The organism is Pseudomonas shahriarae, assembly GCF_014268455.2.
GTDB classification, from domain to species: Bacteria; Pseudomonadota; Gammaproteobacteria; order Pseudomonadales; family Pseudomonadaceae; genus Aquipseudomonas; species Aquipseudomonas shahriarae.
Genome location: NZ_CP077085.1, coordinates 4735385 through 4749898 on the forward strand (window position 1 = coordinate 4735385; position 14514 = coordinate 4749898).

The window sequence follows — 14514 nt, forward strand, 5'->3', positions numbered from 1 at the left end:
TAAATGACCAAAACCATACTGAGTATAGGGGCATAGTCATCCAACACTCCAGGCCGAAAATTTTCCGGCGCCATCTGGACAACCTACCCTCATCGCCCGTATTGTCTGCCCCGCAGGCCACCGCAGTGGCCGACGTCGCTCGGACGGTTCCGGGCGCTTACGTATTCCGAGGCAACAATGGCAGACCAAGGTTCGCCGCGCCGCTTTGCGCGCATAGATCGACTCCCCCCTTATGTTTTCAATATCACTGCCGAGCTGAAGATGGCTGCGCGTCGGCGCGGCGAAGACATCATCGACTTGAGCATGGGTAACCCCGACGGCCCGACTCCACCGCATATCGTGGAGAAACTGGTGACCGTCGCCCAGCGCGAAGACACCCACGGCTACTCCACCTCCAAAGGCATCCCGCGCCTGCGCCGCGCCATTTCGCGCTGGTACAAGGACCGCTATGAGGTGGATATCGACCCGGAAACCGAGGCCATCGTGACCATCGGCTCCAAGGAAGGCCTGGCGCACCTGATGCTGGCCACCCTGGACCAGGGCGATACCGTTCTGGTACCCAACCCCAGCTACCCGATTCACATCTACGGTGCGGTGATTGCCGGCGCCCAGGTGCGCTCGGTGCCGCTGATTCCCGGCGTGGACTTCTTTGCCGAGCTGGAGCGGGCGATCCGCGGTTCGATCCCCAAGCCGAAGATGATGATCCTCGGCTTCCCGTCCAACCCGACCGCGCAGTGCGTGGAGCTGGACTTCTTCGAACGGGTGATCGCCCTGGCCAAGCAGTACGACGTGCTGGTGATCCACGACCTGGCCTACGCCGATATCGTCTACGACGGCTGGAAAGCCCCGTCGATCATGCAGGTACCGGGAGCCAAGGACATTGCGGTGGAGTTTTTCACCCTGTCCAAGAGCTACAACATGGCCGGCTGGCGCATCGGTTTTATGGTGGGTAACGCGGAACTGGTCAACGCCCTGGCGCGCATCAAGAGCTACCACGACTACGGCACCTTCACCCCGCTGCAAGTGGCGGCGATTGCCGCGCTGGAAGGCGACCAGCAATGTGTGAAAGACATTGCCGAGCAGTACCGCCAGCGCCGCAATGTGCTGGTCAAGGGCCTGCATGAACTGGGCTGGATGGTAGAGAATCCGAAGGCGTCGATGTATGTCTGGGCAAAAATTCCCGAGGCGTATGCCGCCATGGGCTCGCTGGAATTTGCCAAGAAGCTGCTGCTCGAAGCCAAGGTGTGTGTCTCGCCGGGGATCGGCTTTGGCGAGTATGGCGATGACCATGTGCGCTTTGCGCTGATCGAGAACCAGGACCGCATTCGCCAGGCGGTACGCGGGATACGGGCAATGTTCCGGGCCGATGGCCTGGTCACCAAAGCCTGACCGAGTGATCGTTCCCACGCTCTGCGTGGGAACGTAGTCCGGGACGCTTTGCGTCCCAAAGCGTGACGCAGAGCGTCACAAGGGGCATTCCCACGCGGAGCGTGGGAACGATCAGTCACCCCAGGTTGGGTTACACCACCAACGACAGCAACATGATAAAGCCCAGCGCCACGATGGACAGGATGGTCTCCATCGCCGTCCACGTCTTGAACGTCTCGGCCACGGTCATGTTGAAGTACTGCTTGACCAGCCAGAACCCTGCATCGTTGACGTGCGACAGAATCAACGACCCCGCCCCCGTCGCCAGCACCAGCAATTCCAGGTTGACCCCCGGCACCATGCCCACCACCGGCACCACAATGCCTGCGCCCGTAATGGTGGCCACGGTCGCCGAACCCGTGGCAATCCGAATCACTGCGGCTACCAGCCAGGCCAGCAGGATCGGGTTGATCTGCGCCGTCACCGCCATATGGCCGATCACGTCACCCACACCGCTGGTCACCAGCATCTGCTTGAAGCCACCACCGGCACCGATGATCAGGATGATCGCGGCGGTCGGCGCAAGGCTCGCATCCAGCAGCTTGAGGATTTGCTTGGAATGGATGCCCTGGCGATGACCAAAGGTGTACAGCGACAGCAGCAACGCCAGGAGCAAGGCACTGATCGGGTGGCCGATCATGTCCATCCAGTTACGCACGATGTGCCCGTCTGGCAGGGCGATGTCAGCGAAGGTTTTCAGCAGCATCAGGAACACCGGCAGCAGCACGGTGATCAGGGTGATGCTGAAGCTCGGCAGGTTTTTTGCGTCGGACTCGCGGGCCAGTTGGTCCACCAGTTCCTGGGACGGGTTGCCGGGGATGTACTTGGCAATGAACGTCCCGAAGATCGGCCCGGCAATGATGGCGGTCGGCAAGGCGACGATCAGGCCGTAAAGAATGGTCTTGCCGATATCCGCGCCAAACACGCCGATGGCCAGCAACGGCCCCGGATGCGGCGGCACCAGGCCGTGCACCGCCGACAGGCCGGCGAGCAACGGGATGCCGATCTTGATCAGCGACACACCGGTGCGCCGCGCAACGATAAACACCAGCGGGATCAGCAATACAAAACCGATCTCGAAGAACAGTGGGATGCCCACCAGGAAGGCCGCGAACATCATCGCCCACTGCACCTTTTCCTTGCCGAAGGCGCGGATCAGGGTCTGGGCGATCTGATCGGCACCGCCGGATTCGGCCATCATCTTGCCGAGCATCGTACCCAGCGCCAGGATAATCCCGACAAACCCGAGCACCCCGCCAAAACCGTCCTGGAAGGCCTTGATGATCTTGTCCACGGGCATGCCCGAGGTCAGGCCGAGAAAGCCTGCGGCGATGATCAGCGCAATAAAGGGGTGGACCTTGAACCGGGTGATCAACACGATCAGCCCGATGATAGTGACCACTGCATCAAGCAGCAGGTAAGACTCGTGGGACATGCCAAACATGGGGGTCGTCTCCTGTTTGTTGTTGTTATTAAAGCGGGTGTTGAATTTCGTGCCGTCGGATAGCGCTGTCTTTCGGGCAAAAAATCATCGGGAAGGTTCAAAACCGTGGGTCAGCCACCACGCGTGGGTCTGCGCGGCCAACGCCTCGATGCTGTCTTTACTGGCGTTGAGGGCCAGGGTCAGCGGCTCGCCAATGGGCGATTCGAGGGTGGCGAACTGGCTGTCGATCAGGCTGGCCGGCATGAAATGGCCGGGGCGATGGGACACGCGGTCGGCGGCCACTTCGCGGGTCAGTTCGAGGAAGACAAACCCCAGGCCCGGCGCGGCTTCGCGCAAGTGATCGCGGTATTTTTTCTTCAAGGCCGAACAGGTGAGCACCGGATGCTCGCCGGCCTTGAGCGCACGACGCAACTCATCGCAGAGGATGTCGAGCCAGCCGGCGCGGTCGTCGTCGTTCAGGGGATGGCCTGCGCTCATCTTTTCGATATTGGCAGCCGGGTGAAAGCTGTCGCCTTCAATGGCGGTGGCGCCGTTCAACAGGCACAGGGCCTCGCTGACACTGGACTTGCCACATCCGGAAACACCCATGATGACCAGGGCAGTAACAGGTTGACTCATGAAACACCTCAGGACGCAGATAGCGCTACCTTTGCACGCCCTAAGGCTAGTGCAAAAACAGGCTTTTCCCGCGCCTAATTGTCATTTTTATGGAGTGACGCGTGCATCCTCTGCCACCGCTTGCACCAGGATCAGGCAACCCTTTGCGCAAGTATTTGCAGGCTTTTGGAGACAGCGCTACCTTAGTGCCTCGATTTTTGTTTGGCAAGCCGCCTGATGACCTCCAAGAACGATAAAAATACCCGCACCACGGGTCGCCCTACTCTTAACGAAGTCGCGCGCCTGGCCGGCGTCAGCCCGATTACCGCCTCCCGGGCCCTGCGCGGGATCAGCACCGTGGCCACCGAACTGGTGGAAAAAGTGCAGAAGGCCGCTGCCGAGCTGAACTACGTGGTCAACCCGGCCGCCCGCGCCCTGGCCTCCGCCCGCAGCCAGTCGGTGGTGGTGCTGGTGCCCTCGCTGTCCAACCTGCTGTTTATCGAAACCCTCGAAGCCATTCATCAGGTGCTACGGCCCAAGGGCTTCGAAGTGCTGATCGGCAACACCCACTATTCCCGGGACGAAGAAGAAAACCTGTTGCGCAACTACATGGCCTATCAGCCACGCGGCTTGCTGCTGACCGGCTTTGACCGCACCGAAAGCGCCCGGCGCATGGTGGAGTCGAGCAATGTGCCCTGCGTGTACATGATGGACCTGGACCCGACGGCCGGGGTCAACTGCGTCGGCTTCTCGCAGATCAGTGCCGGCGAAACCGCAGCAGCGCACCTGATCTCCCGGGGCCGCAAACGCCTGGCCTACGTCGGCGCACAACTGGACCAGCGCACGCTGCTGCGCGGTGAAGGCTTCCGCCGTGGCCTGCAACAGGCCGGTTTGTATGACCCGACCCTCGAACTGCTGACCCCGCGCCCCTCGTCGGTGGGCCTGGGTGGCGAGTTGTTCCTGCAACTGCTGGCCAGCCATCCGGATGTGGACGCGATCTTCTTCGGCAACGACGACCTGGCCCAGGGTGCGCTGCTCGAAGCCCTGCGCCACGGGATCAAGGTGCCGCAGCAAGTGGCGGTACTGGGCTTCAACGACCTGCCCGCCTCCAGCTTCATGGTGCCGCGCCTGAGCAGCATCAGCACCCCACGCGAAGCCATTGGCCGACGCGCGGCAGAGCATTTGCTGACGGTGATGGCCGGCAACAAAATCGCCCGGCCGGTGGTGGATATGGGGTTTGAGTTGAAGGTACGCGAGAGCAGTTAAGCATTGGCTGTAGGAATGAGCTGACTGTGCGGCCGCGCCTTGCTCCGTTACCTACGGTTGCGTCAGAATCCGCCGGCTTGTGCGCCTGGGTGGGGCTCTCTAAGGTGGCTCGGTCGCTGAATGTCTCGGTGATCGGGTTTAGTAGCCTGAGCTTGAACAACCTAAGTGCATGAGCCTCCCCTGTCAGACGTTCTCGTCTGTGCTTGATGGTGGCTGTGCGCAGGGCGCCTTCGGGCGCGCCGGCTTTGGGTGTTCACCGGTCTACTAACCTGCGTGCAGCCGCCACCCTAATTCGTTTAGTAGCGATGAGGTGGCGGCCCGAATCAGGAACACCCCTATGTTCAAAATAACGCCCAACCCCCCGCTTCACGACGCAAAACTCAACCTGGCCGCCCACCGCGCCATTGATCACTACCTCAACCCCCCAACCGCCCCCGCGCCCGAACCTTCCACTCTGTTCACCGTCACTTCCGGCGCCAGCAGCGAAAGCCTGATAGCCAACAGCTATGAAACCCTATCCTCCGTCACCACATTACTGCTGGACCTGTCCGAAGACCTGACCGGCAAAGACCGCGACAGGGCATTGGCGATTCACCAGTTGAGCGAGTTGGGCGTGTTGCTGATGGGCACGTTGATGGACCAGCAAACACTGCACAACTAAAGCCCAGACGCGATCAGAAAGGTGGGAGCTGGCTTGCCTGCGATGGCGGTGTGTCAGCCACCCAAGATAATGACTGGCACACCGCCATCGCAGGCAAGCCAGCTCCCACATTTTTTACCGTGCCCACTTGGCCCCTGCTAAATTGCCCAACTCACACCTGCCAGGGAAGCACCATGGGACACGCGCTGAAAATCTTGGGTCGCACTTCGTCCATCAACGTACGAAAAGTCCTGTGGACCTGCCAGGAACTGAACATCCCCTACGAGCGCGAAGACTTGGGCATCGGCTTCACCCCCACCCAATCACCCGCCTTCCTCGCCCTGAACCCCAATGCCCAGGTGCCGGTGATCATTGACGACAACGGCGTGCTCTGGGAATCCAACACCATCTGCCGCTACCTGGTGGGCCTGCACCAGCGCCATGACTTGCTGCCCGCCGCCCCCGCGCCTCGCGCCAGGGTCGAGCAATGGATGGACTGGCAAGCCACCGAACTCAATCCCTCCTGGGGCTATGCCTTCCACGCCCTGGTGCGCCAGAACCCGGACTTCCAGGACCCGCAGCGCATTGCAGCCGGCGTGCGCGGTTGGAACGACAAGATGGGATTGCTGGAGCAGCAGTTGATCAAGACCGGCGCCTATGTGGCCGGTGACAGCTTCAGCCTCGCCGATATCCTGGTCGGCCTGTCGGTGCACCGCTGGCGGATGACGCCCATGGAGCGCCCTCGCTACCCGGCTGTCGATGCGTACTACGCCCTGCTCAGCCAGCGCCCAGGTTTCCAGGCCTTTGCCCTCGACGGTCACAACTAAGGATTACACGATGAAAGGACTCAACGTACTGCTCACCGGCGCCTGCGGCAGGATCGGCAAGACATTTTTCGAAGCGTCGAAAGATCGCTACCGCTTTACCCTCACCGACCGCGTCGCACCGGGCTTCGCCCTCGACGGCCATCGCTTCGTGCAGGCCGACTTGAGTGACAGAACGGCCCTCACCGCACTGCTCGACGGCATCGACGTGGTTGTGCACCTGTCGGGCATTCCCCACGCCAGCGCCACCTTCGACGAACTGCTCCCCAACAATATCCTCGCCACCACCTATCTGTTCGAGGCCGCCGTGGCCGCCAACGTCAAGCGCCTGGTCTTCGCCAGCAGCGCCCAGACCATCGAAGGCTACCCGGTGGATCGGCAAATCACCCCGGGCATGCCGGTGCTGCCGGCCAACCTGTATGGCGTGAGCAAATGCTACGGCGAAGCGCTGTGCGGGTATTACGCAGCCAAAACCCCACTCTCCACCATCGCATTACGCATTGGCGCGTTTGAATTTACCGAAACCCACGACCTGAACAACGCCCGCGACCTCAGCGCCTGGCTCAGCCCTCGGGATGCCGTGCAGTTGTTGCAGCGCTCGGTGGAGGCCGAGGGGGTCAAGCACCTGATCGCCCATGGCATTTCCAATAACCGCTTCAAGCGCCTGGACTTGAGCGAGACCACACGGGTTCTGGGGTATCAGCCGCAGGACGATGCTTTCCAGGTCTTCGAGATTCCCATTACCTACTGAAGGCAATGGCCGCCGACGGCAAACATTGGCCGTCGGCAACCCGCCTCTTGCCTCGGTATTGCCCTCACAGCCAATGAATACGGGGTTTTAGTTCCCGGCACGCTAATTGCTAAACCCTATGGACCGTTCAAAACCACAGGTGCCCGATCATGTTGGTCAATACCCAAGTCTCGTCCGTGATCCAACAGTCCAAACGCCCCGACCTGGACCCGGCCAACGCCGCCGCCAGCGCGCTGTACAGCGGCGTGATGCAAAACGTGCAGAACGCTGCCGCCGCGACCCAGGTGCAGGCCACGCAAAAGGCCACCGACACCACGGCCAGCAACGTGGATGCGGCGTTTGCCAAGACCCGCCTGCAGTTGCAGGCAACACCGCCGACCAGCGCCACGCCAACCACCGCGACCAGCACCCAGGCCCGGACAGAGTTCACCGACTACATGGCCAAGACGCCGGCCGAGCGCATTCGCGATCAGATCCTCAAGGAAAAGGGCCTGACCGAAGAAGATGTGAAAGCGATGCCTATCGAACAGCAGAATGCCATTGCCCTGGAAGTGACTGAGCGCCTGAAGATGCAGGCGGCGCAGCAGTTCGCCGAGAAGACCGCTGACCCGCAGATCAAGGCCGTGAAAGATGCCCTGGCTGCCATCTGATATGGCCCGCCACTGCCGCTCTGCGCGGGTTGAGCCTGGCAACCCACTCTCCCGTTGACCTGTGGCGAGGGAGCTTGCTCCCTCACCACAGGGTGGGCACGGTCCCGCTACTGCAATTGCAGGGTGGAGTTGAACTGGCCGATAGCATCCACCACATGCCGTGAGCCCTCCTGGATCTCCAGGATCACCTGCCCCGCTTCATTGGCCAACTCCACCCCCACGCCGGTACGGCTCAGGCTCGACTGCATGCTCGATACCGCGCTCAGGGACAAGTCGTGGTTTTTGCGCACCACGTCGACAATCTCGATCGTCGCCTGGCTGGTACGCGCCGCCAGGCTGCGCACCTCGTCCGCCACCACCGCAAACCCACGCCCGTGCTCACCCGCGCGTGCAGCTTCAATGGCCGCGTTAAGCGCCAACAGGTTGGTTTGATCGGCAATACCGCGAATGGTCTGCACGATGGTGCCGATAATGTCCGACTGCTTGCTTACCGCGTCGATACTCAGCGCCGCCTGATTCAGGTCGCGGGAAATTTCTTCGATGATCTGCACCGTCTGCTGCACCACTTCCGACCCCTTACGGGCGCAGGCGTCGTTCTGCACCGAGGTGGCGTGGGCCGAATCGGCAGCGGTCCGCAACGTGGTGACCTGGTGGGTGATATCACTGGCGAACTTCACCACCTTGTACAGGCGACCATTGGCATCGAAGATCGGGTTGTAGGAGGCTTCCAGAAACAGCGTCTGGCCATGCTTGTTGCGCCGTTCGAAACGATGGGAGTGAAACTCACCCCGGTTGAGCGACGCCCAGAACGCCTTGTAACTCGGTGAGTCCACCTCAGCGCGGTCACAGAACATGCTGTGGTGCTGGCCAACGATTTCACCGAGGGAATACTGCACCGTCTTCAGGAAGTTCTGGTTGGCATTGAGGATCTGCCCCTGGGGCGTGAACTCGATGACCGCCATGGAGCGGCCGATGGCATCAATCAGGCTCTGGTTTTCATGTTCGCGGTGGATCCGTTCGGAAATGTCCGACGCCACCTTGATCACGCTCTGCACCTGTTCATCCGGGCCGAACACCGGCATGTAGCTGGCCTCCAGCCACACTTCCTCGCCGCTCTTGGTCAAGCGCATGAACGTGCCGCTGAGGGGCTCGCCCTGGGCCAGGTCGCGCCATAGCTTGGCGTAGACGTCGCTGCGGTAGTAGGACTCTTCACAGAAAATTCGGTGGTGTTTGCCACGTACTTCCTCGGCGCTGTAACCCAATGTCTTACAGAAGTTTTCGTTGGCATCCAGGACTATGCCGTCGCGATCAAACTCGATCATCGCCATGGAGCGGCTGATCGCCGCCAGCTTGGCCTGGGCCTGGGTCAACGCGCAGGAAAAACGTTCGATTTGCAACAGGTCGGATTTGTGGTGCAGGTTAAACATGGTCGGATCACCTTCAGCGCTGTCTTTGAATGACGGTTAGTTCTTGGATTTGACCCAGCACAACTTTCCACAAAACAGGCAAACGCAATCGTCCAGAGACAGGACAAGTGTCAGGCGATAGATAAATGATGGCTAATCGGAGAGTCCATGGGGCAACACTCGCTTCAAGGCATCCTTTTCTTGATGACCCTCTCTGGGGCCTGCTTCAACCGACACACGCAAATCCATTTAACTTGAGGCTCCTTTTTCCCGGCGCTTTGAGGTACGCGCTCGCTATGCCAAAAACCACCCAAGACGCTTCATATGGCAAGCGACATAAGTGGTTCTGGATGAGCATAGACAGGGCTTGGCACTCTGCAAGGCCATTAATCAGCCATCATTGATAAAAAGATGTTGGAGGGGCGTGCGAGGGGGATATCAGGATGTATCTTGCCGTGTAGAAGCGAGCTTGCTCGCTCCCACAGTGAAGGGCTTAGTGACCGAACAGGCCTGTCTCAGTTTTCTTGGCTTTTTTGTCCGCGCGTTTTTCATCGGCGGTCTTTGCCGGTTTTTTCTTCGCGGCTTTCTTTGAATCCATACCTTTGGCCATGATGCATGCTCCACTAACAGAGGAAGTAAGCATGGGTATAACACCTATTGCCCAACAGAAGGCGCTTTGCCCGACTTATAATCCCCAGCCCTTGATCACGCTTGTCCAAATACCATGCCCGAGTTGCACATTGATCTACTGGCGGAGCCCCTGTGGCCGTTGCTGAACAAGTTCTACCGCCGCCATAACTCGCCGATGAAGGCCCTCAAGGGCGGCCAGTTGTGGGTCGCGCGCAACAGCGAGATCGTCGCAGGCCTGTGCCTGAGCCCCGTGGTCTGCGGTCAGTGGCTGACCGGGCTGTTTGTCGATCCGGCATTACGCGGACAAGGGCTGGCGGCGCGGCTGATCGCTGAAGCGATTGCGCCTGTCGAAGGCACGGTGTGGCTACTGTGCCACCCCGACCTGGAAGGGTTTTATACAGCCCAGGGCTTCAGCCAGCAGACCGTGTTGCCGCAGTCGCTGGCAGAGCGCCTGGTGCGCTATAAACGCAACAAGCCGATGATTGCCATGGGCCTGTGCCGCCAGGGTTAAGCGTCGGCGGCGGGATCCAGCTCCGGAAACATCACCTCGATAAACCCGAATTTGCTGAAGTCTGTGATCCGCGACGGGTACAGGCGACCGATCAGGTGGTCGCATTCATGCTGCACCACCCGCGCGTGGAAGCCATCGGCAATCCGCACAATCGGCTCGCCCTTGGGGTCAAAACCCTCGTAGCGAATCTGCTGGTAGCGATCCACCGCACCGCGCAGGCCTGGCACCGACAGGCAGCCTTCGTACCCCTCCTCCAACACCGGGCTCAGCGGGGTAATCAGCGGGTTGATCAGGATGGTCTGGGGCACCGCCGGGGCATCCGGGTAGCGCTCGCTGCTCTCGAAGCCGAAGATCACCAGTTGCAGGTCGACACCAATCTGCGGCGCGGCCAGGCCAACGCCACCCACGTGTTCCATGGTCTGGAACATGTCGTCGATCAGTTGCCACAGCTCGGGGCTATCGAACATTTCCGGGGGCACCGGGGGCGCGATACGCAGCAGGCGTTCATCGCCCATTTTCAGGATTTCACGAATCATCGATCAACTTTCATCAGAGGTGGGTTTGGGCTGCGAATGGTCCCGGCCGAGGCCCGAGACATGCTGTTTTTGATCAGGGTGGTGTTCGCCAAAGTCCTTTTCGCCCGGGTCTTTGCCTTCGACAGACATGTGCTCGATCACCGCGTTCATCTCCGCGCCCAGCAGTAATACGGCGGCGGAAATATAGAAGTACAACAGCAGGACAATGATCGCGCCGATGCTGCCGTACATGGCGTTGTAGTCGGCGAAGGTTTTCACGTAATAGCCAAAGCCCAGGGAAGCGATGATCCAGACCACCACCGCCAGCACCGAGCCTGGCGTGATAAAGCGAAATTTCTGCTTCACGTCCGGCATCACGTAGTACATCAAGGCCACGGCGAACATCAGCAGGATCACAATCAACGGCCAGCGCAGGATGGTCCACAGGGTAACGACGAATTCCTGCATGCCAATCTGCCCGGCCAGCCACTCCATCACTTGCGGCCCCAGGACCATCAACGCGGCAGCGGCCAGCAACATGCCGGCGATACCCACGGTGTAGAGAATCGACAGCGGGAAGCGTTTCCAGATCGGCCGGCCTTCCACCACGTCGTAGGCAGCGTTCATCGCACTCATCATCAGGCGCACGCCCGCCGAGGCGGTCCACAGCGCGATGACGATACCCACCGACAACAGCCCACCCTTGGATTGCTGCAATTGGTCAATCACCGGGTTGACCTGCTCCAGGGCCTGGGGCGGCAACACCAGCTCCGATTGCAGGCGCAACCAACTGAAGAAGTCCGGCAGGTGCAGGAAACCAATCAGGGCAATCAGGAACAGCAGGAAGGGAAACAATGAAAACAGCATCTGGTAGGCCAGTGCCGAGGCGTAGGTGGGCATCTCGTCGTCGATGAACTCTGTGACGGTGCGCATCAATACGCGGTGCAGCGGCAGATCTTTTAATACCGGAAAAATCATAGCGTCTCCTTTCGCCGCAAAAAGGTTGAGTTCGTGGGCGACTCAGGGGCCGTTTTCTACATCAAGGTAGCCTATTTGGCGACCTTGAAACAATTTCGAAACTTTAATCCGCCGGTTTGACATAAAAACGGCCATCCGTGGATGACCGTTATGCTGCGTGTTGGCAGGCGGGTGAATCAGGCTTTGTCGACCGTATTCTTTACCGCGTCCTTGACCTTGCCGATCGCTTGCTGGGCTTCGCCCTTCTTCTCTTGGATCTTGCCTTCGGCCTCAAGCTGGGTGTTGTCTGTGGCTTTGCCGACACCTTGTTTGATATTGCCAATGGCTTCGTTCGCTAAACCTTTTGCCTTATCCGCTGTGCTACCCATGGTATTTCTCCGTAAGAACAATCAAGGATTTTGGTCATTACCTAAGGATTGACCCTGGGCATTTGCGCAGAGTTTCAATTATTTGCGTCAGGCATTTCATCACCCCGCACAGGTTTGGCTTTATGTTTTGCGGCCAACCCACGAGAATGCCCGGCAGATTCAGGCTCAACCGCTGAATAACAGATCCCGTAGGAAGGTTATGAAACTCAATAAATCACAGGCCATCGCCCGCAGAAACCTGGAACTGGGCGGTGCCGTGCTCGGTGTCAACAACTGCCACTTCACCGACCTGGACCGCAAGCGCAACATCTGGTGGTTCGACCTGCCGGTGGCGCGCATCGCCATTGGCCAGTACGAGTGGATTCATTTGTTGATGCACAACGCCGAAACCGATCAGCTACTGCACCTGAAAGTACCGACCGTGTACCTGCGTGAGAAGCTTGAAGGGTTGGTGGTACGCAATGCAGGCAAGCGCAAGCCGGAGATTACCCTGGAGCTGAGCGCGGACAAGGACTCGTTCCTGAAGGATGTACGCCCGGCAGGCGCTGGCGTGAGCTTCGCGCAGTTCGCCCTGTAGACACCCGATCAGAAATGTGGGGGCTGACAGGACGCCATCGCGGGCAAGCCCGCTCCCACAGGGGTTGTGCTGTACAGGAGTTTTGAGTGCGGCCCAGGACAAATGGCTTGTCGGGTCGCCGCATCGCGGCGATAGCGGTGGGTCAGTCGACACTCAGCGCCCAATAAAAAGCCCCGCATTCGCGGGGCTTTTTGTTTACTTCTTCAGGCCCAGTTTCTTCATCTCTTCATCGCGCAACTCACGACGCAGGATCTTGCCCACGTTAGTGGTCGGCAGTGCTTCGCGGAACTCGACAGCCTTCGGCACTTTGTAGCCGGTGACGTTGGCGCGCATATGCTCCATCACCTGCTCCTTGGTCAGTGTCGCGCCTGGCTTGACCACGATGAACAGCTTGATGTGCTCGCCCGATTTCTCGTCCGGTACACCAATGGCCGCGCATTGCAGCACGCCCGGCAGGCTTGCCAGCACGTCTTCCAGCTCGTTGGGGTAGACGTTGAAACCGGAGACCAGAATCATGTCCTTCTTGCGATCAACGATGCGCATGTAGCCGTCTGGCTGGATGATCGCGATATCGCCGGTCTTCAGCCAGCCTTGGCTGTCGAGCACTTCGGCGGTGGCGTCTTCACGCTGCCAGTAGCCCTTCATCACTTGCGGGCCCTTGACGCACAGCTCGCCGATTTCGCCCAGAGGCAACTCGACACCCTCATCCGAGATGACTTTGCACAGGGTCGAGGGCACCGGGATGCCGATGGTGCCGATCTGGATATTCTGGATCGGGTTGACCGTGGCCACTGGGCTGGTTTCGGTCATGCCGTAACCTTCACAGATATTGCAGCCGGTCACGGCCTTCCAACGCTCGGCCGCCGCCAGTTGCAATGCCATGCCACCCGACAGCGTGACCTTGAGCCCCGAGAAGTCCAGCTTGCGGAAGCCTTCGTTGTTGCACAGGGCCACGAACAGGGTGTTCAGGCCGACAAAGCCGCTGAACTTCCACTTCGACAACTCCTTGACCATCGCCGGCAGGTCGCGCGGGTTGCTGATCAGGATGTTGTGGTTGCCGATCAGCATCATCGCCATGCAATGAAAGGTGAAGGCATAGATGTGGTACAGCGGCAGCGGCGTGATCAGGATCTCGCAGCCTTCGTTGAGGTTGGAGCCCATCAGCGCCTTGCACTGCAGCATGTTGGCGACCAGGTTGCGATGGGTCAGCATCGCGCCCTTGGCCACGCCGGTGGTGCCGCCGGTGTATTGCAGTACGGCGACGTCTTCGCTGGCCGGGCTGGCGTCGGTGACCGGCTGGCCATGCCCCTTGGCCAGGACGTCGTTGAACTTGATCGCCTGGGGCAAGTGATAGGCCGGGACCATCTTCTTCACGTACTTGATGACGCTGTTGATCAGCAACCGCTTGAGCGGCGGCAACAGGTCAGCCACTTCGGTGACGATCACGTGCTTGACGCCAGTCTTGGGCACGACTTTTTCTGCCAGGTGCGCCATGTTGGCCAGGCAGATCAGGGCTTTGGCCCCGGAGTCGTTGAACTGGTGTTCCATCTCCCGCGCGGTGTACAGCGGGTTGGTGTTGACCACGATCAGGCCGGCGCGGATAGCGCCAAACACGGCGACCGGGTATTGCAGGAGGTTGGGCAATTGCACGGCGATTCGATCACCGGGCTGCAAGTCGGTATGCTGTTGCAGGTACGCGGCAAAGGCACCGGACAATTCGTACAACTCACCGTAGGTGATTGTCTTGCCCAGGTTGCTGAAAGCCGGTTTGTCGGCGAAGCGTTGGCAGGACTGTTTCAGTACCGCCTGAATATTTTGATACTCGTCTGGATTGATGTCTGCAGCAATCCCGGCGGGGTACTTATCCTTCCAAAAGTCTTCGATCATGGAAGCCCACTCCTCAGCGACGCGAATTCATTCACCGCATTT

General features: G+C 59.8%; 15 protein-coding genes and 1 pseudogene. 8 read left to right on the forward strand and 8 right to left on the reverse strand.

What is annotated here, in order from left to right:
* Nucleotides 1-177 precede the first annotated feature (177 nt).
* Entirely contained in the window at nucleotides 178-1389 is a 1212-nt protein-coding gene (gene alaC / locus HU773_RS21090) for an alanine transaminase (RefSeq protein WP_029296464.1), read from the forward strand.
* A 130-nt stretch (nucleotides 1390-1519) separates the two neighbouring features.
* On the opposite strand, the gene HU773_RS21095 is transcribed toward alaC, so the two are convergent.
* Both HU773_RS21095 and HU773_RS21100 read right to left on the reverse strand, forming a co-directional pair.
* Nucleotides 1520-2872, reverse strand: coding sequence for a GntP family permease (locus HU773_RS21095; RefSeq protein ID WP_057960476.1), 1353 nt, complete (start codon nucleotides 2870-2872; stop codon nucleotides 1520-1522).
* Between the two features lie 84 nt (nucleotides 2873-2956).
* The gene (locus tag HU773_RS21100) at nucleotides 2957-3490 is read right to left on the reverse strand and encodes a gluconokinase (protein ID WP_057441958.1); all 534 of its coding nucleotides are present in this window, start codon (nucleotides 3488-3490) and stop codon (nucleotides 2957-2959) included.
* 213 nt (nucleotides 3491-3703) lie between these two features.
* Here HU773_RS21100 and gntR point away from each other — a divergent pair, with 213 nt between their 5' ends.
* The 5 genes from gntR to HU773_RS21125 all read left to right on the forward strand — a co-directional run bounded on the left by gntR (nucleotide 3704) and on the right by HU773_RS21125 (nucleotide 7600).
* The gene (gene gntR / locus HU773_RS21105; protein ID WP_162947806.1) at nucleotides 3704-4735 is read left to right on the forward strand and encodes an HTH-type transcriptional regulator GntR; all 1032 of its coding nucleotides are present in this window, start codon (nucleotides 3704-3706) and stop codon (nucleotides 4733-4735) included.
* Between the two features lie 337 nt (nucleotides 4736-5072).
* A complete protein-coding gene (locus HU773_RS21110) occupies nucleotides 5073-5396 on the forward strand; it encodes a DUF6124 family protein (protein WP_057960477.1) in 324 nt (107 codons plus the stop codon).
* 173 nt (nucleotides 5397-5569) lie between these two features.
* The gene (locus HU773_RS21115) at nucleotides 5570-6202 is read left to right on the forward strand and encodes a glutathione S-transferase family protein (RefSeq protein ID WP_120733977.1); all 633 of its coding nucleotides are present in this window, start codon (nucleotides 5570-5572) and stop codon (nucleotides 6200-6202) included.
* Nucleotides 6203-6212: 10 nt separating this feature from the next.
* Nucleotides 6213-6950, forward strand: coding sequence for an NAD-dependent epimerase/dehydratase family protein (locus tag HU773_RS21120; RefSeq protein WP_186626145.1), 738 nt, complete (start codon nucleotides 6213-6215; stop codon nucleotides 6948-6950).
* Nucleotides 6951-7099: 149 nt separating this feature from the next.
* On the forward strand, nucleotides 7100-7600 hold the full coding sequence (locus HU773_RS21125; RefSeq protein ID WP_057960479.1) for a hypothetical protein: 501 nt from the start codon (nucleotides 7100-7102) through the stop codon (nucleotides 7598-7600).
* A 107-nt stretch (nucleotides 7601-7707) separates the two neighbouring features.
* Here HU773_RS21125 and HU773_RS27870 read toward each other — a convergent pair whose 3' ends face one another.
* Both HU773_RS27870 and HU773_RS27875 read right to left on the reverse strand, forming a co-directional pair.
* Entirely contained in the window at nucleotides 7708-8280 is a 573-nt protein-coding gene (locus tag HU773_RS27870; RefSeq protein ID WP_370693748.1) for a methyl-accepting chemotaxis protein, read from the reverse strand.
* Nucleotides 8254-9027 (reverse strand): annotated as a pseudogene (locus tag HU773_RS27875) (PAS domain-containing protein); the annotation flags it as partial. The pseudogene HU773_RS27875 and the gene HU773_RS27870, both read right to left, overlap by 27 nt.
* Before the next feature lie 703 nt (nucleotides 9028-9730).
* Between HU773_RS27875 and HU773_RS21135 the strand changes: the two are divergent.
* Nucleotides 9731-10147, forward strand: a complete 417-nt coding sequence (locus HU773_RS21135) for a GNAT family N-acetyltransferase (protein WP_057960481.1) — start codon at nucleotides 9731-9733, stop codon at nucleotides 10145-10147.
* On the opposite strand, the gene def is transcribed toward HU773_RS21135, so the two are convergent.
* From def to HU773_RS21150, 3 genes are all read right to left on the reverse strand, one after another.
* The gene (gene def, locus HU773_RS21140) at nucleotides 10144-10683 is read right to left on the reverse strand and encodes a peptide deformylase (protein WP_029296447.1); all 540 of its coding nucleotides are present in this window, start codon (nucleotides 10681-10683) and stop codon (nucleotides 10144-10146) included. The two genes, HU773_RS21135 and def, sit on opposite strands and share 4 nt — an antisense overlap.
* Nucleotides 10684-10686: 3 nt before the next feature.
* Entirely contained in the window at nucleotides 10687-11640 is a 954-nt protein-coding gene (locus tag HU773_RS21145; RefSeq protein ID WP_057960482.1) for a YihY/virulence factor BrkB family protein, read from the reverse strand.
* 176 nt (nucleotides 11641-11816) lie between these two features.
* Nucleotides 11817-12008: a CsbD family protein gene (locus HU773_RS21150; RefSeq protein WP_057439941.1), complete on the reverse strand. Its 192-nt coding sequence runs from the start codon at nucleotides 12006-12008 to the stop codon at nucleotides 11817-11819.
* A 199-nt stretch (nucleotides 12009-12207) separates the two neighbouring features.
* Here HU773_RS21150 and HU773_RS21155 point away from each other — a divergent pair, with 199 nt between their 5' ends.
* Nucleotides 12208-12585, forward strand: a complete 378-nt coding sequence (locus HU773_RS21155; RefSeq protein WP_057439943.1) for a hypothetical protein — start codon at nucleotides 12208-12210, stop codon at nucleotides 12583-12585.
* A 195-nt stretch (nucleotides 12586-12780) separates the two neighbouring features.
* Here the strand turns inward: HU773_RS21155 and fadD1 are convergent, their stop codons facing one another.
* Nucleotides 12781-14472 carry a long-chain-fatty-acid--CoA ligase FadD1 gene (gene fadD1, locus HU773_RS21160; protein WP_057439947.1) on the reverse strand — a complete coding sequence of 564 codons (1692 nt, stop codon included), beginning with the start codon at nucleotides 14470-14472 and terminating at the stop codon, nucleotides 12781-12783.
* Nucleotides 14473-14514: the final 42 nt, after the last annotated feature.

What these genes read in the sequence shown, in the direction of transcription:
- HU773_RS21125 (WP_057960479.1), top strand. Translation starts at nt 7,100, where the DNA reads ATGTTGGTCAATACCCAAGTCTCGTCCGTGATCCAACAGTCCAAACGC.
- HU773_RS21100 (WP_057441958.1), bottom strand. Translation starts at nt 3,490, where the DNA reads ATGAGTCAACCTGTTACTGCCCTGGTCATCATGGGTGTTTCCGGATGT.
- HU773_RS21150 (WP_057439941.1), bottom strand. Translation starts at nt 12,008, where the DNA reads ATGGGTAGCACAGCGGATAAGGCAAAAGGTTTAGCGAACGAAGCCATT.
- HU773_RS21110 (WP_057960477.1), top strand. Translation starts at nt 5,073, where the DNA reads ATGTTCAAAATAACGCCCAACCCCCCGCTTCACGACGCAAAACTCAAC.
- HU773_RS21135 (WP_057960481.1), top strand. Translation starts at nt 9,731, where the DNA reads ATGCCCGAGTTGCACATTGATCTACTGGCGGAGCCCCTGTGGCCGTTG.
- HU773_RS21115 (WP_120733977.1), top strand. Translation starts at nt 5,570, where the DNA reads ATGGGACACGCGCTGAAAATCTTGGGTCGCACTTCGTCCATCAACGTA.
- alaC (WP_029296464.1), top strand. Translation starts at nt 178, where the DNA reads ATGGCAGACCAAGGTTCGCCGCGCCGCTTTGCGCGCATAGATCGACTC.
- fadD1 (WP_057439947.1), bottom strand. Translation starts at nt 14,472, where the DNA reads ATGATCGAAGACTTTTGGAAGGATAAGTACCCCGCCGGGATTGCTGCA.
- HU773_RS21120 (WP_186626145.1), top strand. Translation starts at nt 6,213, where the DNA reads ATGAAAGGACTCAACGTACTGCTCACCGGCGCCTGCGGCAGGATCGGC.
- HU773_RS21095 (WP_057960476.1), bottom strand. Translation starts at nt 2,872, where the DNA reads ATGTTTGGCATGTCCCACGAGTCTTACCTGCTGCTTGATGCAGTGGTC.
- def (WP_029296447.1), bottom strand. Translation starts at nt 10,683, where the DNA reads ATGATTCGTGAAATCCTGAAAATGGGCGATGAACGCCTGCTGCGTATC.
- HU773_RS21145 (WP_057960482.1), bottom strand. Translation starts at nt 11,640, where the DNA reads ATGATTTTTCCGGTATTAAAAGATCTGCCGCTGCACCGCGTATTGATG.
- HU773_RS21155 (WP_057439943.1), top strand. Translation starts at nt 12,208, where the DNA reads ATGAAACTCAATAAATCACAGGCCATCGCCCGCAGAAACCTGGAACTG.